Below are 19,553 nucleotides of genomic sequence, written 5' to 3'. Positions count from 1 at the left end.
TGGGGGAACACATTACTGCATGGTGGGCATGGGCATATAATTCCAGTAGTCTCGCCAGATCCAGATATGGCGGCGTTGGGAGGCGTGTCCTTCACCATCAAAGGCAACCACATCAAATTCATTCCAGCCAGGCGAGATATTTTTGGAATGGATGGTGGCCTGGTAAGGCGCGGTGTCGTCGATGTGGATATCCACAAAATTGCTCACTTGCGGGTCCCAGCGGAAGAAGCGTGCGCTGCAGCCGCTGGTGCAGTTGGTGATTTCAACCTCGAGTTGAATGAGTTCATCTTCAGCTGAATAAACTTGGGAGTTGGTGGTGGGCTGAATCCAATTGACACCAATCACCGCGCCGGAAATGATCTGGATGGTGACCGTGGTGCTGGTGGAGGCCTTATCTCCGTCGAAAGCCTCATAGGTAAAGGTAGCGGGGGTGAAGGAGTTGGGGTCGGTAGTGTAGACGAAGGAGCCATCAGAATGGAATTCCAGTTCGCCTTTGGCGGGAGGAGTGAGCAGGCGGGCTGTGAGGTTGTCATTCTCAACGTCGGTGTCATTATCCAGTACGCCGGGGGCATCTATGGTGAGAACACTGCCGAGACTGGCAACATACGAATCGGCGCTCGCGACAGGAGCGTCATTGACCGCGGTAATGGTAAGGCTCACCGTGGTAATGGCGCTGTATAAGGCTCCGTCATAAGCGCGGTATGAGAAAGAATCGCTGCCGTTGTAATTAGCGGTGGGTGTGTAGCTAAATGATCCATTGGCGTTGAGGGTCAGTGTGCCGTGATTGACGCTTTGGTTGAGTATCGCAGTGAGGGTGTTGCCCTCAGTATCGGTGTCATTTCCGAGAATGCCCGGGGCAGCAACCGTGAGCGTATTATCTTCAAGCAGGACATGGCTGTCGGCAACGCCAACCGGGGCGTCGTTGACGGGGGTGATGGTGATGGTGGCTGTGGCCGTAGTAGAGCTGACCGTTCCATCGCTGACGGTGTAGGTAAAGGAATCGGTGCCAGTGTAATTCAGATTGGGTTGATACGTGAAACTGCCGTTCGGATTGAGGGTAAGTGTTCCATTGGTAGTTGTTGTCCCCAATATGGCGGTAAGTGGATTTTCGTCTACGTCGGTGTCATTGGTCAGAATGCCTGGCGCGGCAACCTCAAGGATCGTATCTTCCAGGGTGCTAAATGCTTCGTTGTAGGCTTTGGGGGCGTCGTTCACCGGAGTAATCGTAATTGTGACGGTGGCGATGGCAGAGTTCGCGGTGCCGTCATTGACATGATAGGTAAAGGTGTCGGTGCCGTTGTAATCGCTGGCGGGCATGTAGATAAAGGACCCATCTGTATCCAGCGCCAGGGTGCCGTGAGCGGTTGTGATGTCGAGTACAACCATCAATGGATCTAAATCGATGTCCGAATCATTTTGTAATACACCCGGTTCGGTGACGATTAATGCTGAGTCTTCCGCTGTTGTAAAACTGTCGTCAACCGCCGCCGGCGGGTCATTTACCGCTGTGGTGGTGATCGTAACGGTTGCGTTTGTAGAATCAGCGGTGCCGTCGTTGGCCTTGTAGGTGAAGGAATCCGAGCCGGTGTAGTTGTCGTCCGGGTCGTAGGTGAAAGAACCATCCGCATTGAGGGTCAGCGTGCCGTGGGAGACATTTGAGACCAGGATGGCAGTGAGCGGGTTGCCGTCAATATCGGTGTCATTGGACAGCACGCCAGGAGCGGCGACGGAGAGCAGGGTGTCCTCGGGAGTGGAATGCGAATCATTGACGGCCACCGGCGCGTCATTCACTGCCGTAACCGTAATGGTTACCGTGGCGGCGGCAGAGTCAAGAGCGCCGTCGTTGGCCTTGTAGGTGAAGGAATCCGAGCCGGTGTAATTGTCGTCCGGGTCGTAGGTGAAGGAACCGTTGGCATTCAGACTTAGCGTGCCGTGAAGAGCGTCATCGACCAGGATGGCAGTGAGCGGGTTGCCGTCAATATCGGTGTCATTGGACAGCACGCCAGGAGCGGCGACGGAGAGCAGAGTGTCCTCGGCGGTAGAGTGGGAATCATTCACGGCCACGGGCGCATCATTGGCGGCGGTGACGGTGATGGTTACCGTGGCGATGTTGGAGTCAAGAGCGCCGTCGTTGGCCTTGTAGGTGAAGGAGTCGGAGCCGTTATAGTTGTCGTCGGGGTCGTAGGTGAAGGAACCGTTGGCATTCAGACTCAGCGTGCCGTGGGCAGCGTCATCGACCAGGATGGCGGTGAGGCTGTCGCCGTCAGGATCGGTGTCGTTCTTCAAAACACTGTTCGCCACCAGCACATTCAAGGTGGTGTCTTCTGGAGTTGAATAGCTGTCATTGACGGCCACGGGCGCGTCGTTGGCAGCGGTGACGGTGATGGTCACCGTGGCGGCGGCAGAGTCAAGAGCGCCGTCGTTGGCCTTGTAGGTGAAGGAATCCGAGCCGGTGTAATTGTCGTCGGGGTCGTAGGTGAAAGAGCCGTTCGAGCTTAGGGCCAGCGTACCGTGCGCAGCGTCATCGACCAGAATCGCACTGAGTTCATCGCCGTCGGGGTCGCTGTCATTCTTGAGAATACTGTTGGCAACCAACACATTCAAGGTGGTGTCTTCTGGAGTTGAATAGCTGTCATTGACGGCCACGGGCGCGTCGTTGGCGGCGGTGACGGTGATGGTTACCGTGGCGATGTTGGAGTCAAGAGCGCCGTCGTTGGCCTTGTAGGTGAAGGAGTCGGAGCCGTTATAGTTGTCATCCGGGTCGTAGGTGAAGGAGCCGTTGGCATTGAGGGTCAGCGTGCCGTTGGAGACATCCGAGACCAGGATAGCAGTGAGCGGGTCGCCGTCCACATCGGTGTCATTGGTCAGCACCCCGGGAGCGGCGACGGTGAGCAGAGTGTCCTCGGCGGTGGTATGCGAGTCGTTGACGGCCACCGGTGCGTCGTTAGCGGCGGTGACGGTGATGGTTACCGTGGCAGGCGTGGAGTCAAGAGCGCCGTCGTTGGCCTTGTAGGTGAAGGAATCCGAGCCGGTGTAATTGTCGTCGGGGTCGTAGGTGAAGGAGCCATTGGCGTTGAGAGTCAGCGTGCCGTTGGAAACATCGCTGACCAGAATCGCACTGAGTTCATCGCCGTCGGGGTCGCTGTCGTTCTTCAAAATACTGTTGGCAACCAACACATTCAGGGTGGTGTCTTCTGGAGTTGAATAGCTGTCATTGACGGCCACGGGCGCGTCGTTGGCGGCGGTGACGGTGATGGTCACTGTTGCGGTGTTGGAGTCAAGCGTGCCGTCGTTGGCCTTGTAGGTGAAGGAATCCGAGCCGGTGTAATTGTCGTCCGGGTCGTAGGTGAAGGAACCGTCCGCATTGAGAGTCAGCGTGCCGTTGGAAACATCGCTGACCAGAATCGCACTGAGTTCATCGCCGTCGGGGTCGCTGTCATTCTTGAGAATACTGTTGGCAACCAACACATTCAAGGTGGTGTCTTCTGGAGTTGAATAGCTGTCATTGACGGCCACGGGCGCGTCGTTGGCGGCGGTGACGGTGATGGTTACCGTGGTGGCGGCAGAGTCAAGAGCGCCGTCGTTAGCCTTGTAGGTGAAGGAATCCGAGCCGGTATAGTTGTCGTCGGGGTCGTAGGTGAAGGAACCGTTGGCATTCAGACTTAGCGTACCGTGAAGAGCGTCATCGACCAGGATGGCGGTAAGGCTGTCGCCGTCAGGATCGGTGTCGTTCTTCAAAACACTGTTCGCCACCAGCACATTCAAGGTGGTGTCTTCTGGAGTTGAATAGCTGTCATTGACGGCCACCGGCGCGTCATTGGCCGCGGTGACGGTGATGGTCACCGTGGCGGCGGCAGAGTCAAGAGTGCCGTCGTTGGCCTTGTAGGTGAAGGAATCCGAGCCGGTGTAGTTGTCGTCCGGGTCGTAGGTGAAGGAACCGTCCGCATTGAGAGTCAGCGTGCCGTTGGAAACATCGCTGACCAGAATCGCACTGAGTTCATCGCCGTCGGGGTCGGTGTCGTTCTTCAAAATACTGTTGGCAACCAACACATTCAAGGTGGTGTCTTCTGGAGTTGAATAGCTGTCATTGACGGCCACCGGCGCGTCATTAGCAGCGGTGACGGTGATGGTCACCGTGGCGGCGGCAGAGTCAAGAGCGCCGTCGTTGGCCTTGTAGGTGAAGGAGTCCGCGCCGGTGTAATTGTCGTCGGGGTTGTAGGTGAAGGAACCGTTGGCATTCAGACTTAGCGTGCCGTGAAGAGCGTCATCGACCAGGATGGCGGTAAGCGGGTTGCCGTCAATATCGGTGTCATTGGACAGCACGCCAGGAGCGGCGACGGAGAGCAGCGTGTCCTCGGCGGTAGAGTGGGAATCATTCACCGCCACGGGCGCGTCATTGGCGGCAGTGACGGTGATGGTCACCGTGGCGATGTTGGAGTCAAGCGTGCCATCGTTGGCCTTGTAGGTGAAGGAGTCCGCGCCGGTGTAATTGTCGTCCGGGTCGTAGGTGAAGGAACCGTTGGCATTCAGACTTAGCGTACCGTGAAGAGCGTCATCGACCAGGATGGCGGTAAGGCTGTCGCCGTCAGGATCGGTGTCGTTGGTCAGCACCCCGGGAGCGGTGACGGAGAGCAGGGTGTCCTCGGCGGTAGAGTGGGAATCATTCACCGCCACGGGCGCGTCATTGGCGGCAGTGACGGTGATGGTCACCGTGGCGATGTTGGAGTCAAGCGTGCCATCGTTGGCCTTGTAGGTGAAGGAATCCGAGCCGGTGTAGTTGTCGTCGGGGTCGTAGGTGAAGGAACCGTTGGCATTCAGACTTAGCGTGCCGTGAAGAGCGTCATCGACCAGGATGGCGGTAAGCGGGTTGCCGTCAATATCGGTGTCGTTCTTCAAAACACTGTTCGCCACCAGCACATTCAAGGTGGTGTCTTCTGGAGTTGAATAGTTGTCATTGACGGCCACCGGCGCGTCGTTGGCGGCGGTGATGGTGATGGTAACAGTTGCGTTTGCAGAATCAGTGGCGCCGTCGTTGGCCTTGTAGGTGAAGGAATCCGAGCCGGTATAGTTGTCGTCGGGGTCGTAGGTGAAAGAGCCGTTCGAGCTTAGGGCCAGCGTGCCGTGAAGAGCGTCATCGACCAGGATGGCGGTAAGGCTGTCGCCGTCAGGATCGGTGTCATTGGACAGCACGCCAGGAGCGGCGACGGAGAGCAGCGTGTCCTCGGCGGTAGAGTGGGAATCATTCACGGCCACGGGCGCGTCGTTGGCGGCGGTGATGGTGATGGTTACCGTGGCGGCGGCAGAGTCAAGAGCGCCATCGTTGGCCTTGTAGGTGAAGGAATCCGAGCCGGTGTAGTTGTCGTCGGGGTCGTAGGTGAAGGAACCGTTGGCATTCAGACTTAGCGTGCCGTTGGAGACATCGCTGACCAGAATCGCACTGAGTTCATCGCCGTCGGGGTCGCTGTCATTCTTGAGAATACTGTTGGCAACCAACACATTCAAGGTGGTGTCTTCTGGAGTTGAATAGCTGTCATTCACCGCCACGGGCGCGTCGTTGGCGGCGGTGACGGTGATGGTTACGGTTGCGGTGTTGGAGTCAAGCGTGCCATCGTTGGCCTTGTAGGTGAAGGAATCCGAGCCGGTGTAATTGTCGTCCGGGTCGTAGGTGAAGGAACCGTTGGCATTCAGACTTAGCGTGCCGTGAAGAGCGTCATCGACCAGGATGGCGGTGAGCGGGTTGCCGTCAATATCGGTGTCATTGGACAGCACGCCAGGAGCGGCGACGGAGAGCAGCGTGTCTTCGGGGGTGGTATGCGAGTCGTTGACCGCCACGGGCGCGTCGTTGGCAGCGGTGACGGTGATGGTCACTGTTGCGGTGTTGGAGTCAAGAGCGCCGTCGTTGGCCTTGTAGGTGAAGGAGTCCGAGCCGGTATAGTTGTCGTCCGGGTCGTAGGTGAAGGAACCGTTGGCATTCAAACTTAGCGTGCCGTGAAGAGCGTCATCGACCAGGATGGCAGTGAGCGGGTTGCCGTCAATATCGGTGTCATTGGACAGCACGCCAGGAGCGGCGACGGAGAGCAGAGTGTCCTCGGCGGTAGAGTGGGAATCATTCACGGCCACGGGCGCGTCGTTGGCAGCGGTGACGGTGATGGTTACCGTGGCGGCGGCAGAGTCAAGAGCGCCGTCGTTGGCCTTGTAGGTGAAGGAGTCCGCGCCGGTATAGTTGTCGTCCGGGTCGTAGGTGAAGGAACCGTTGGCATTCAGACTCAGCGTGCCGTGAAGAGCGTCATCGACCAGGATGGCGGTGAGCGGGTTGCCGTCCACATCGGTATCATTGGTCAGCACCCCGGGAGCGGTGACGGAGAGCAGGGTGTCCTCGGCGGTGGTATACGCGTCATTGACGGCCACCAGCGCGTCATTGGCGGCGGTGACGGTGATGGTCACTGTGGTGCTGGGGGAGTTTTGATGACCATCATTGGCATAGTAACTGAACTGGTCAGAGCCGCTGTAGCCGCTGGTAGGGGTGTAGGTGAACGAGCCATTGGCATTCAGGCTAAGTGTGCCATGCTGAACATTCTGATTTAGCACGGCCGTCAGCGGCTCAGATTCCGGATCGGTATCATTGGAAAGCACCCCCGGTGCGCTGACGGTTAACGGCTGGTCTTCATCAGTTTCGTACGAATCGGCGGTTGTGTCGGGGGCGCCGTTGATATTAAGCGTTACCAACGCGCTGTCCGAAGTGCTGTAGCTGTCGGTGACGGAGTAGGTAAACGTGGCTGATCCATGGGTGTTGGCCGGGGGAGTGTAGGAAAAGGAACCGTCTTCATTGAAGGTCAGGGAACCCTGGGTCACATCATCAACCAGTGTGGCGGTTAGCGAGTCTGATTCGGGATCAGTGTCGTTGGAAAGCACGCCGGGCGCGGATTGATTGAGGGTAACATTTTCAAGGACGGTGTACGTGTCAGCATCGGCGGATGGTGTAGCGTTCACAGTGATAGTCACTGTGGTTTCTGCCGAATAATCAAATCCGTCAAACGCAAAATAAGTAAACGAATCACTTCCCGTAAAATCGGTGTCTGGGTCGTATGTGAAAGAGCCGTCAGAGGTCAGGTTGAGGACGCCGTGGGTGACATCCGTTCCCAGGACGGCGGATAAAGGATCAACATCTTCATCTGAATCATTGGAGAGCACCCCGCTGGAAACATCTACCACCAATTGGGTATTTTCACCAGCAGTGTAGGCATCGGGTTGGACTGTGGGTGCGGCAAAAAGGGGGGCGTTGTTGGTTTTCAGGCACAGCAAACAGCCGGCGGTAGGCTGCGGGTTGTAACCGATTGGATTGACCAGAGGACCAACCGCTAACCAGATTGCGAATATAGGCTTGAAATATAACAATAGAGTTTTCATCATTCGTGTTCCCCTATCAAAACATACAGCCACTGCAATCTCGATTGCAGTGGGGTTAGTCGGGTGATCATCGACCTGCCAGATCCAATTACCCTTCGGGTGTGGGCTGCGGAGATGGAGGCCCCTCTGGCTCGGAGGTAGGCTCTGGCGGAGGAGGTGGTGGTGGAGGTGCCGTTGGAACCGCAGTAGGCATGACGGGGGGTTTGGTCGGCACCGGGGTTGGCTTGGGAGGTGGGGCCTGGGTAGGCGGCGGATTGGTGGGCGCAGGCGGCTGCGTTGGGCGCGAAGTGGGCGCGCTGGTGGGCGGTTTGACCGGCGTGCTTGAAGATCCACTGACGGGGATGGGCGCTGTGGCAGTCAGGTTGTCGACCACTAATGTGCTGCCAGGGCGCCAGGTGGGGGTAAAGGTTTTGAAACGTGTAGGCGTAGGATTAAACAAAGAACCCCCTGGTGTATTGGTTGGGTGGAAGAAGCGTGGCGTGGCGATCAGCCCACCCGATTCAAGCGGCTGTCCGTCTGATGTGGCAATGACAGCAACGGATTGTTGTGTGGCCGAGGAGATAAGGGTAGGGGTACGGGTAACAAATTCTCTCATCTGCCCTGTGGGATTGGAAGCCAGTGCATTGACGATAAAGACGGCAAATAATCCGGCCAGGATCCCCAAAATACCGCCAAACAGAATATTTCGATTTTTCATAGCGGCTCTACTTTACTATCTTTTTTGAGTGCGAAGAAATTCATCGGATCCTCCCTTGTTTGTATTATAGAAGGGTCGCAGGTGTTTATCAATAAGCGATATGGTTATAATAAAATTACCAGTATAAAAACAGAATAATCAGCTAATTGCTGATTTGGATTGGAAACAGTATTTTTTGGGAAATAAAATTTAATTGAGAGAAAGCGCGTCGCCCAGCGTGTTATGGGGGTTGTTATCTGGAACGGCGACTTCTTTAATGATGTCTTCGTAGAAACGTGTGGGGCCCACATTGCCGATGATGGCGTAGCCATAACCGCGCATTTTCATGTCGAAAAGGCAAGAGAGAACCAAGGCGCGACTGATCCCGCGGTCGCGGTAGCCAGGCAAAATGCCGATGGGACCAAAGAATCCCAGGCCGGTGGCGTCGTAACAAGCGTATCCAAGCGGGTCATCGGTTGTTATTTGGCTGGCAACAAAACCGCATGCAGGGGATGACAAAAAAGCCAGGCTGGCTTGTTCAGCTGCTTCCTGGCAAAAATTACCGCTAATCCATTGGAGAAGTGGCTTTACCTGGTTATGATCGGGTTTGCTAATTCGAATATCCTCTGCTTCCAATTTTTCGATAAACCCATAGTCGTAACGCAAACGGTAAAGCTTGACCAACATGTCTGTCATAAAGGCTATCCTCTAAGCGGCTGCGTTGATCACCAAATTGATCACTAATCTGTAAATTTCAAGCGTCTGCTCCTATTGTACCTTAAAGGTAACATAACCGATAAGAATGGATTTCCTTGATCTTCCCGTAATTGATCACTGCTCGGCGATGACAACCCATCGCTGCTGAGCTTTGGGCTGGTAAAGAATGATGACAATGGAAGGCTTGGTTGCTGTAAGCACGCTGGTGTCGTCTTCTGGCACCTGTTTTACCTCGGATACCCTGTAGGCAAAGATGTCCTCATTGCTCATGAACAACTGGATTTTATCATCAGTTGTGAACGTCTTAACAACAGCTTCGGTCTGGGCATTCCAGGGGACAGCGATAACGCGGCGGATGGCGCTGCCTTCCAGCCATTCGGCGGCCTGGGGTTTCCATTCGCCGTTCTCCATATAAGAGGGCTGCAGGTCAAAATACCAACCGCCAGGCAGTTTCATGCCCACCGGGTACACGCCATCTGCTTGCGCGGCCGCGGGGAGAGAAAAGACTGGCAAGCGAATCTGGGTAAGATTGCGAGTCAACAAAATTGTGGCCACGGCGATGATGATGATGCCAACCAGGCTGGCCGCGACGATGAGAAACTCGCGCGAGTTGAGATCTATGCGACCCAGCCCATGTTTGGGCTTGATTTCAGAAACCTTAATTTCTTCGGGTTGAATTTGCGGCGCGTCTTCACGGTCTGCGGCAGCCAGGTCTTCAAGGAAGCGGGTGGTGTTCTGGTGAGCGGTCTGGTCCCCCATGAGGAACTGGCGGGTGTCCATTTCCAGGTCGAGGGGTGATGGAGATTCCTCCTGTTCTGGGTAGAAATATAAAGTTGGCTCATCATTTACCGGGGGTTCAGCAAAGCCGGGTGGTTGATCTTCTACATATTGATTAAAGACCGAGGCGGGTTCTTCTTCGGGTTCAAATAAAGCCCGCCGGCGAATGTTATCAAAGAAATTGTCTTTGGCGTCCTCATCTCCAGCAAAGGGCGGGTAATAATCGTCTTGCTCTTCTTTTGGCGCGGAATCGGCGGGCTGAGGCTCTTCTTCGAGAAACGAAAAAACAGGGGAATGGCTTTGCAGTTCACCGGGGAAGAAACCAAAAAGATCTTCGGCAGACTCTTCGGATGAATCTGCTGATCCGAAATGCGAGCGCAGGTCTCTCAACCGGCTTCCGGGATCGTCTTGTTCATCCTCTTTGAAAGGCTCTGGGGGGATGGTTTCGGCATCGGATAAGAAGACTGTTGAATCGGTGAGGTCATCATCGACTGCATAAGGATTGGATGCTTCTTCCGATGGCTGATGCAGGTCTGCATGCTCTTCGGAAAAATCCGGAACGTTGCCAAAGCGCAGGGCGGTTCCAAAGAGAAGGTCATCCACATCGCTTTCTGCTTCATTTGGCTCTGGCTGCCTGAAGGGAACAGCTGCGGGCGGCTCAATTTGCCCCCAACGACTGGCCGGCAGGGGGGATGGGGGCTGCTCAGGCGCAGATTCAGATTCCAATTGTGCAAGAAACTGGCGCAGATCATCACCCTGGGGAACACCGCTGTCGGAAGCCTGTGAGGATACCGCGGGCAGATCTTCCACATCGGGCAGCTCGCCGGTGAGCCGGCGCTGCATTTCTGAAATGGGAATGCCAGCATCATCGAGGGGTGTGTCTTCAAGGGTCAGCTGGCCGGTTTTCCGCTTCATGTTCCAGAAATCGGTTTCAGAACTGCTGGCGGGAATCTGGACTGAAGACGATAAGCGGTCCAGGGTTTCTTCATCCTCTGCGTGTTGCTCAAAACCTGCGTCAGGAGTGGAGTTTATTTCTTCGATTGAAAGGGTTGAGGGGGAGGATTGGCGGCCAATGTCTTCTGTGTCTTTGAACAAGAGATTGGTCAGGGATTTGAAGGCTCTTTTGAGCGGATTCTCCACAACTGGCGGGGCGACCTGGGGAGAGTCTTCTTCTTGCCACTCAAACCCAGCGCGAAAAGCAGGTTCTTCGTCTGGAATCTGATAGGGATTTTCGGAATCGGAATCATGGTCGTCGATCAGCGGCTGCGGGTCGAGCATATCAAATGAAGAATTACTGTCTTCGATCCATTCGTCTTCAGTGGAAGGATTGTCAGAAGCCATGACAAGTTTTCCTCCTTAATTAGGGTAACCGGTTGGGCACGGGAGGCGGTTGAATGCGGAAGACGATGAGCACTTCACCGGATTTGGGAATGACGAAGTTAAAGCTCTGGTAAAGGCTTGTGGCGCTGGCGGTGCCTGTTTGGCCAACCAGTTTATTTTGGAAGTAGAAATGCGCTTCTCCATTTTCGGTTCTGGCCGAATATTTCTCTCCATCATCCAGCTCCACCTGAATGGATTCGCCTGAGACGCGCTCGCCTTCATCCATACGGAGATTGTTGTTTTTGTCCACAAAAAGAATGACATGAATGCCGCCGTTGACCAGGCCGGGGTTGGCGGTGGCGGTGGGCATGGGCGTTTGTGTGGGGAAGTAGATTTTGGCGTTTGACTCGACGGCGGGGGGGTGGAACTGGTCGAAAGCGGCCAGTTTTTGCCAGACGCTGTCCACATATTCGCTAGCACCTTCACAATATACATGGCGGGAAACGTTGGGCCAGGTAATGGGCTCCTGGTAGAGGGAGGAGGTGGCGACACCATATTCCAGACAGTTATACCCGGCGTGATAAGAGAGTACGGTGAAGCGCCACATGTCTTCATAGGATGCTTGCAGGCCGCGTTCTGTAAAAATATAGCCGGTCTGGTAGGCATTGGCTTTCAACGAGTCGGCCAGAATGTAAATGCTTTCCTCGGCCTTGTTAAGGTCGATCCCGTATTGGCAGGTGGGGCAGTTGGAATCAACCAGTTGCAGCAAGGCGCCGCGCACCATGGCCTGTGAAAAAGTGGAAAGACTGGCGTAATATTCGGGGCAGTCGACAAAAATGGCAGAGCAAACGCGCTTGTAAAGGTCCTGATTCCAGCGCAAAGAGACATCGGCGCCGAGTTCGTTGAGCTGTGCCAGGCCAAATTCGTCATAAATATTGGGGCGCGAGCGCTCCGGCCAAAACTGGGTTTCCTGCTCGACAATAGCCTTGATCAGCCGGGCGGGCACGCCGGTGTCGCGGGAAGCATTCCAGATCACGTTGTCGAAGCGGTTCTGCCAGGTTTCGGAGTTGAGCTGGGCTTTTTCGATCCCACAGGCGTTGGGCGCGCCATTGTACATCAGGCCGCCGTTGGGGCAGTCACGGGTGTCGACAATGCCGATGGCGATTAATTTTGAGGCAAGCAGGTGCAGCGCTTTATTGATATAGAGTTGTGCCGGGCTTTGCGGCAGGAAGGTCCACGAAGGAGCGCTGCCCTGCGAGACGCCTTTCCAGGCGTCCAGGCCGACATCGATATAGCGGTAATACAGGCTGCGGCTGGTGACGGCCACGCTGTAAAAATCTTGAATTTTGCTGAGGCGGACGGTGGCGGAGATGTGCGGGCTTTCGTCTCCGAAGGTGGAAGTGGCCCAATAGGTGATTTGCGAATCGCGCAAGAGGTAGATATCGCAGGCCGCCTGGCTGCAAGAAAATGGATTGCCATCGACCATGCCCTGAATGCCGGTGATCTCGTAATCGCGGTTGGGCTCGAAGGCGCGGATGGTTACATAGGGCTCGGTGACGGGCTGGTTGGGCGCCTGGAGATCGATGATAATGGGCGGAATGACCACTTTTTCAACGCGCTTGATCGTTTCGGTCTTGAGCAGCGTCCAATAGACGTCTTCAAGCAGTTCGTCAATATCTACCGGCTCAGTGGAAGGCGGCAAGGTCGGGGTGGCGAAAGCGCCGGGTGTGGCTGTGGTTGTAGGCTGAATGGCGGTTGGGGTTGCGGTTGCAGGGAAGAGTTCTTTTTCGCACTGGCCGAGGGCTTCCATTCGGGTGGGTATGCCGTCGTGCGTGATGACAACCCGGCAGACCGCTTTACCGTCTTTATTGCTCATTTGCCAGGTATACTGCGTGAAAACGCGCTCGATGGTTTTTACACGGTCGCCTTCGCCCTGGCCTTCACCATCCCCGCCGCCATCCTGTGCGAGGACGGGGTTGAGACCGACTATGGTCAATGAAAAAAAGACCCATACCCAAAAGGCCGCGAAGAGATATTTCCAGACCGGACGAGCGGTGGTACGGTTGTGCAGACTCACAAGCCCCCCAATGACGCACCCGATAAGAATGATAGGAAAAAATACCTACGCATAATTATACTCTCAGAACCTGTAATGATCGCAAGAAAGAATGAACTTATCATAAATGATATTCCATGCTTGCGGGGCCGCCATTTAATTCAGGTTTAATTTCAGTAATTAACGCATAAAAAAAGTAACTGTTCTATAATGGCGGGCATGGATGAACAACAGCCCGACAACCAACCTTGCAAATACTGCGGAAGGCCCATTCCAAGCGGCGCGCCGTTTTGTTATTATTGCGGGCGCGAGCTGATTGCCCGCCCGGAACGGCCAATGCAAACTGAAAAGAACCACTGGCCGCTCTGGCTTACTTTGATTGGTGTTTTCGGCGGCGCGGCGGTGATCCTTTTCGTGATGTTTCAATTGCTCCATTAATCCTGGCCGTCCGTTAGCGGCGCTAAGGTCGCGGGCTGCCGGTGGAAATTAGTTTTTGCGGGATGATTTTTTGGGCGTCGTCGATCTGGTCCGCGAGGATCATTCTGCCGAGGGTTTCCCCGTAGCGCAGAAGCTCTTCGGGACGGGAAGTGTCATCCATGGGGAAGGGGGTTAGCAGATCAACCTGAAAACGGCGAAAATCGATCTGATCAAAAAAGGTTTGCACCAGGTGCACCTGCTGGTCGTCGGCTGACTGCAAAAAGGCGCCCAGAATGGGGTTAAGCCACTGCCAGGGCCAAAAGCGCCTGGCTGTGTGGGTTTGGAATGAGCGCGGTTCGCGACCGGTGCCCAGGCTGATGAGGGTAGTCTCGGCAGGATTCCATCCCAGGCAAATCAGCGCTTCATAGGCCGCGAGGTAGCAGGGGTTGGAATAGGCTCCCACGCCGCCGTCTATGTACCGGTTCTCTACCACAGGGAAGTAGGTGGGCACCGTGCAAGAAGCCTGCACGGCCTTCACCACAGGCCAGCTGGCGTATTCGGGTTTCCACGGTTTGACAAAACAGGTGTGGTTGGTTACCAGATCGAAGGTGGTGATGACCACGTCAATTGGCGGGCGGTGATTCCAAAAGTCGGACATTTGAAACGCACCGAAGGTTTGCTCAAGGGAGGACTGCAACGGTTCGGCGGGGTAGCGGCAGCGGGTAAGCGGCCAGAGGCGGCTGCGCCAGGAGCGGGGAAAGATGGTGCTGCCCATTTGCAGGTAAAGCTCTACCATGCGGCTGGCGCTCATACCCGCGCCCAGACCGGCAGAGATAATGGACCCGGTGGAGGTGCCGACGGCCATTTCAATGATTTCGTGCAAGGGGCGGCCCAACTCGGCCTCGAGCACGGCGAGGGCCTTGGTAACAATCAATCCACGGATTCCGCCACCATCGATGGCGATGGCAACATGCTTGCGAAACGGTTTCATATTTTCTCGGATGAGTGAGGATTTTTGTCGTTTCTCTATTGTAGACGAATTTGGGAATTTTTTGTTACGCAGACTACTGGTCTTCGAGGCGCGGCCGGTATTGAAGGGCTTCGGCGAGGTGCTGGGGTAAGATGCTGGGGCTGGCTGCCAGGTCGGCGATGGTGCGGGCGAGTTTGAGCACGCGGTGAAAGGCGCGGGCAGAAAGCTGGAGCTGGCTCATGGCGGTGCGCATGAGGTTTTGGCCGGTTTCATCGAGGGCGCAGTGCTGGCGCACTTCGGCAGGGCGCATGTCGGCGTTGCAGTAGATGGGGGTGACGCCGTCGCTGCCGGCGAAGCGGCGGGTTTGCAAGGCGCGGGCACTCTCTACGCGCTGGCGAACGGTGCTGGAGGATTCGCTCTGGCGGTTGGCGGAGAGTTTATCAAATTCCACACGGGGTACGGTGATGTGAATATCAATCCGGTCGAGCAGCGGGCCGGAGATGCGCTTCTGGTACTTGGTGATGGTAGACGGAGAACAGGTGCAGGGCTTGAGGTTGTCGCCATAGTAGCCGCACGGGCAGGGGTTCATGGCCGCGATGAGCATGAAGCTGGCCGGGAAGGTGAGCGATCCCTGGGCGCGACTGATGGTTACCACTTTATCCTCCAGCGGCTGGCGCATCACCTCGAGAACGCGGCGGTTGAACTCAGGCAGCTCGTCGAGAAAGAGCACGCCGCGGTGGGCCAGCGAGACTTCGCCGGGGTGGGGCCAGTTGCCGCCGCCGATCAACCCCGCGTGAGAAATGGTGTGGTGGGGGGCGCGGAAAGGTCGCGTGCGGATGAGCGGCAGGTCACCGGGGAGCTGGTCGGCAACAGAATAGACGCGGGTTACATCCAGCGCCTCTTCAATGCTCATGCCCGGTAAGATGGCTGGCAGGGCGCGGGCTAGCAGGGTTTTGCCGGCGCCGGGCGGCCCAACCATCAATAAGTTGTGCCCGCCAGCAGCGGCAATTTCGAGGGCGCGCTTGACGTGCTCCTGACCTTTGATTTCGGAAAAGTCGGTTTGCACCAGGCCAGGCGGCACTTCAGACAGGTCGACCGGCGGAAAGGGGGCAATGGGGGTCTGGTTGGTGAGAAAGCGGACGATATCGCCGAGGGAGGCGGCCGGGATGACGCTGAGCCCAGGAATAAGAGCGGCTTCGCGGGCGTCCATTTCGGGGACGATGACACGCTGAAAGCCCTGCTCGCGGGCAATGGCTGCCATGGGCAGCACGCCGCGCACATGGCGAAGGCTGCCGTCGAGCGATAATTCGCCGATGACGAGGGTATTTTCCAGGGCGGGGAGGGGTATTTGTTGGGTGGCTGCCAGCACGCCCAGGGCAATGGGAAGGTCGTAAGAGGGGCCTTCTTTGCGGACTGAGGCGGGCGCCAGGTTGACGGTTACGCGCTTGCGCGGATAGACCAGCCCGGCGTTTTTAATGGCCGATTGAACGCGCTCGCGGCTTTCTTGCACGGCGGTATCGGGTAGGCCGACAATGACCATCACAGGCAGCCCGGGGTTGGTGTCGACCTCGACTTCGATGATGGTGCCTTCCAATCCGATGACGGCGCAGGAGTTGACGCGGGCGAGCATGGTTTTAGTATAGAGGCGCGAGAGAGAAATGTCAATTCAAAGACAGAGAAGAAGACGGGGCGCCTGAGGGTTCGATTTCCTGCAGGAGGAATTGTGCGGCTTTACGGTAGTGAAAATCCAGGTCCTTGATAAATGATTCGAGATCGGCAGACTGGGCATGGGCGGCGGCATTTTCCAGGCCGCGGGCGATGCCGGCAACCTGATCCAGCCCCATATTGATGCTGGAGCCGTGGAGATTGTGCGCCAACCGGCTGATGGTAAGCAGATCTTGTTCGGCCAGAGCGGAGTGAATGCGCTCAACCAGCAGATTGGATTCGCTGAGGTAGATCTTAATCAGCTCCTGATAAGCCGAATGACCCAACTTTTGCAGCATTTGCAGGGTGTCGGGGTTGAATACGTCGGGAGGGACCATAGCAGATTGCGTTTCTGAAGGGGTTGTATCGATGAAGTTTTGATCTCCCCAGCGGATGAGAATTTCTTGCAATTCGGCGAGGCGGATGGGCTTGCTGATATAGTCATCCATGCCGGCGGTGAGGCAGGCTTCGCGGTCTCCTCGCATGGCGTTGGCCGTCATGGCGACGATGCGCGGGCGGTGTTGCTGGCCAAACTCGCGGATAATTTCTCGGGTGGCGTCCAGGCCGTCCATTTCGGGCATTTGCACGTCCATGAGGATGAGGTCATAGTGCTGGCGGTGCACAGCTTCAATGGCCTCCAACCCGTTGGCAACCAGGTCCGATTGATAACCCATTTTCTCCAAAATCCGTTGGGCGAGCTTCTGGTTGACGGGATTGTCTTCGGCGACCAGAATGCGCAGGGGAATCTTCTCTGCCAGGTTGGCATCCAGTTCGCTGGAAGTGGTGTTGTGTATGTGATGGACCGGGATGTGTGTTTCGGATACGCTCTGCAGGATGGCGTTGTAGAGCACCGATTGTTTCACTGGTTTGCTCAAGAAAGTGGTAAAGAGATTGAGCGGGATGGTTTTGCTTTCTTGATTGCGGCCCAGCGAGCTGATCATCACCAGCGGGAAGACAGCGTCTTTGAGGCGCATGCGGATTTGATGGGCAAGCTGAACACCGTCCATGCCCGGCATCGACATGTCGATCAGGCCAATATCAAAGTGGACGGATTTTTCGACCAGTTTGAGTGCTTCTTCTGCGGAGGAGACCGAGGTGGGAATGAGACCCCAGTTTTTGCATTGCAGCTCAAGAATGCGGCGATTGGTCTGGTTATCATCCACGATGAGAACGTGTTTGCCAGGCAGGATCGATTTCATCGATTCGCCGGGCATTGATTTGGGGTCGACGGCTTTGGCGTGGATGGTGAAGTGGAAGATGGAACCTTCGCCAATATTGCTTTCCACCCACATGCTGCCGCCCATGAGGTGAGTGAGGCGCTGGGAAATGACAAGGCCCAACCCCGTGCCGCCATATTTGCGGGTTGTGGAACTGTCGGCCTGGGAGAAGGATTTGAACAGGCGCTTGCGTTGTTCGGTAGAGATGCCAATGCCGGTGTCGCGCACTGAGAAGTGGAGCATATCCGGGTTGTCTTTAAGCTGTTCCACCGAGATGAAGACCTCACCGCTGTCTGTGAATTTAATGGCGTTGGAGATGAGGTTGACCAAAACCTGACGCAAGCGGGTAACATCGCCAAAGATGAAATGGGGGACGTCGGGTTCGATATACGAGATGACTTCCAGGTCTTTCGAGCTGGCTTTGGGGGCCAGGAGGTCAATCACTTCTTCCACGCAGGCGACCAGGTCAAAGGGCTGATTTTCCAGGTCGAGCTTGCCGGAATCGATTTTGGAGAAGTCGAGGATGTCGTTGATGAGCGTGAGCAGAGTTTCACCGCTGACGCGAATGGTGTCGACATATTCCTGCTGCTCTTTGCTGAGCTGAGTTTGAGCCAGCAGGCTGGTCATGCCGATGACGCCGTTCATGGGCGTGCGGATCTCATGGCTCATGGTGGCCAGGAATTCGGACTTGGCGCGAACGGCCGATTCGGCTTCATCTTTCGCGGCGCGCAGCTCGGCCTCTACCCGCTTGCGCGCGGTGATATCATCAAAAACCACCACGGACCCGGTGATAAAATCGGCGTCCCACACCGGATTGCTGCTAAATTGAATGGGGAAACGCGAGCCGTCTTTTCTCCAGAAGTGTTCGTTTTCGCCGGAGGTTGGCGTGCCGTCGAGGCGGGTAATGCACATGCTGCACAGTTCATTGTTGTACAAATCGCCAAATTGCGATTGGAAATGGAAGACTTCGTGTGGGTTCTTGCCGATCAGCTCTTCAGGCTCGCGCTGGAGCAGGCATGCAGCCGTGGGGTTGACAAAGGTAATTTTTCCGCTGGCGTCCATTCCAAAGATGCCCTGTCCGGCTGATTCGAGCAGGAGCTGGTTGCTGCGCGAAAGCTGGTTGAGTTCCACCACCAGTCTTTCCCGTTCCTTCGTGAAGAACGTAACCATACCCGAAAACAAAATCACCGCTGCCCAAAGGCCGATAAAGCTGTAAGCCAATTTCTGTAAAGGAAGGCTGGCGCGCTGGGTCAAATTCTCTTTGGGGATGAAACTGATGGAGATCCAATAGAATTCTTCATCTGATGACGCCGATTCGTCTGAGGAAGGACGGCTCGAGGCGGCAGGGCGGAGGGGATAGATGCGCTGAAAGGTAAACAGACCATCGGACGTGGAAATTTGACCGTTGGGCTGCTCTTTAATCTGCGCCCAGGCTGTAGGGTATTTGGTGGAAAAGGTGTATGCCTGCTGGCCGGTGAGCGATCCGCCCCAGCGATTATGCTCTTCCGGATTGATGATCCAATAGCCGTGTGAATCGACGAGCATCAAATTACTGCCAGAAGATTGGTCAAGGCGGTTATGCTCTTTGAGCAAGGAATCTCCAATGTAATCCATCACGATGACTCCGCGTTTCACCCCAAATTTGTCGAAGATGGGGGTGCCAAAGCGCATGGCGGGGTCAGCGGAGGAGCCGTTGGGGTCTTTATCCTGATACAAGTCAAATGATGAGATAAACACCTGGCCGCGCTCCATACTGAGCGATTCGGCAAAGAAATAGCGGCCGTGCATATCCTGCAGGTTTTCGGAGGGGATAACTTTGGGTTTGCCATCGATAAAAGCGATATGAACAATTTCTCGGCCTTCTTCGTTAATGTACCGCACCTGACTGTATGTGCCTTTGTACTGCACAAAGGACTGGTACTCAAGAGCCATATCGGTGAGAAATTCGGGGATGGCCGGGCGGCGGCGCAAATGCACTTCCGTTCTTTCAGCTAAAAATTGAAGGTCTGACAGGACGGTGGAAAAATCGCTCTGAATGGTGCTGACCTGGGCTTTTACCAGATTAAGCTCTTCATTCTTGATTAATTGCTGATTATTCTGGGATTGTAAAATGGAAAATGCCCCCATGATCAGTACTAATAATAGCGTCAGGGGAATTAACCAGGTTAAGAACGTTTTCCACTGTTGTTTCACTGTAAATTCCAGGTCGTGTTATTTTGGTAGGAAGAAAGCGCGTAGAACACGAACACTTCCATTATCAATAAAATGCGCGCCATACTCAATAAAACAAGC

At 55.6% G+C, this 19,553-nt stretch carries 9 protein-coding genes; 1 reads left to right on the top strand and 8 read right to left on the bottom strand.

The window, feature by feature from the left end; all coding sequences use genetic code 11:
* Positions 1–12: 12 nt before the first annotated feature.
* From ADN00_RS07410 to ADN00_RS07390, 5 genes are all read right to left on the bottom strand, one after another.
* Complete coding sequence (locus ADN00_RS07410) at positions 13–7,410, bottom strand: Ig-like domain-containing protein (RefSeq protein WP_075062327.1); 7,398 nt, start codon at positions 7,408–7,410, stop codon at positions 13–15.
* An 85-nt stretch (positions 7,411–7,495) separates the two neighbouring features.
* Complete coding sequence (locus ADN00_RS19735; protein WP_152966285.1) at positions 7,496–8,104, bottom strand: hypothetical protein; 609 nt, start codon at positions 8,102–8,104, stop codon at positions 7,496–7,498.
* 189 nt (positions 8,105–8,293) lie between these two features.
* Complete coding sequence (locus tag ADN00_RS07400) at positions 8,294–8,779, bottom strand: hypothetical protein (RefSeq protein WP_075062325.1); 486 nt, start codon at positions 8,777–8,779, stop codon at positions 8,294–8,296.
* A gap of 135 nt (positions 8,780–8,914) precedes the next feature.
* Positions 8,915–10,918, bottom strand: coding sequence for a sortase family protein (locus ADN00_RS07395; protein ID WP_075062324.1), 2,004 nt, complete (start codon positions 10,916–10,918; stop codon positions 8,915–8,917).
* A 19-nt stretch (positions 10,919–10,937) separates the two neighbouring features.
* Entirely contained in the window at positions 10,938–12,974 is a 2,037-nt protein-coding gene (locus tag ADN00_RS07390) for a hypothetical protein (protein WP_075062323.1), read from the bottom strand.
* Between the two features lie 198 nt (positions 12,975–13,172).
* On the opposite strand from ADN00_RS07390, the gene ADN00_RS07385 reads away from it, so the two are divergent.
* Complete coding sequence (locus tag ADN00_RS07385) at positions 13,173–13,391, top strand: zinc ribbon domain-containing protein (protein ID WP_160317485.1); 219 nt, start codon at positions 13,173–13,175, stop codon at positions 13,389–13,391.
* Positions 13,392–13,413: 22 nt separating this feature from the next.
* Here the strand turns inward: ADN00_RS07385 and ADN00_RS07380 are convergent, their stop codons facing one another.
* The 3 genes from ADN00_RS07380 to ADN00_RS07370 all read right to left on the bottom strand — a co-directional run bounded on the left by ADN00_RS07380 (position 13,414) and on the right by ADN00_RS07370 (position 19,454).
* Complete coding sequence (locus tag ADN00_RS07380) at positions 13,414–14,361, bottom strand: patatin-like phospholipase family protein (RefSeq protein ID WP_075062321.1); 948 nt, start codon at positions 14,359–14,361, stop codon at positions 13,414–13,416.
* Between the two features lie 73 nt (positions 14,362–14,434).
* Positions 14,435–15,970: a YifB family Mg chelatase-like AAA ATPase gene (locus ADN00_RS07375; RefSeq protein ID WP_075062320.1), complete on the bottom strand. Its 1,536-nt coding sequence runs from the start codon at positions 15,968–15,970 to the stop codon at positions 14,435–14,437.
* 31 nt (positions 15,971–16,001) lie between these two features.
* Complete coding sequence (locus ADN00_RS07370) at positions 16,002–19,454, bottom strand: response regulator (protein WP_075062319.1); 3,453 nt, start codon at positions 19,452–19,454, stop codon at positions 16,002–16,004.
* Positions 19,455–19,553 lie beyond the last annotated feature (99 nt).

The sequence above is a fragment of the Ornatilinea apprima genome (genome assembly GCF_001306115.1).
In the GTDB taxonomy this organism is placed as follows: domain Bacteria; phylum Chloroflexota; class Anaerolineae; order Anaerolineales; family Anaerolineaceae; genus Ornatilinea; species Ornatilinea apprima.
This window is presented reverse-complemented; position numbering and strand designations above follow the sequence as displayed.

What these genes read in the sequence shown, in the direction of transcription:
- ADN00_RS19735 (WP_152966285.1), bottom strand. Translation starts at nt 8,104, where the DNA reads ATGAAAAATCGAAATATTCTGTTTGGCGGTATTTTGGGGATCCTGGCC.
- ADN00_RS07375 (WP_075062320.1), bottom strand. Translation starts at nt 15,970, where the DNA reads ATGCTCGCCCGCGTCAACTCCTGCGCCGTCATCGGATTGGAAGGCACC.
- ADN00_RS07410 (WP_075062327.1), bottom strand. Translation starts at nt 7,410, where the DNA reads ATGATGAAAACTCTATTGTTATATTTCAAGCCTATATTCGCAATCTGG.
- ADN00_RS07395 (WP_075062324.1), bottom strand. Translation starts at nt 10,918, where the DNA reads ATGGCTTCTGACAATCCTTCCACTGAAGACGAATGGATCGAAGACAGT.
- ADN00_RS07385 (WP_160317485.1), top strand. Translation starts at nt 13,173, where the DNA reads ATGGATGAACAACAGCCCGACAACCAACCTTGCAAATACTGCGGAAGG.
- ADN00_RS07380 (WP_075062321.1), bottom strand. Translation starts at nt 14,361, where the DNA reads ATGAAACCGTTTCGCAAGCATGTTGCCATCGCCATCGATGGTGGCGGA.
- ADN00_RS07400 (WP_075062325.1), bottom strand. Translation starts at nt 8,779, where the DNA reads ATGACAGACATGTTGGTCAAGCTTTACCGTTTGCGTTACGACTATGGG.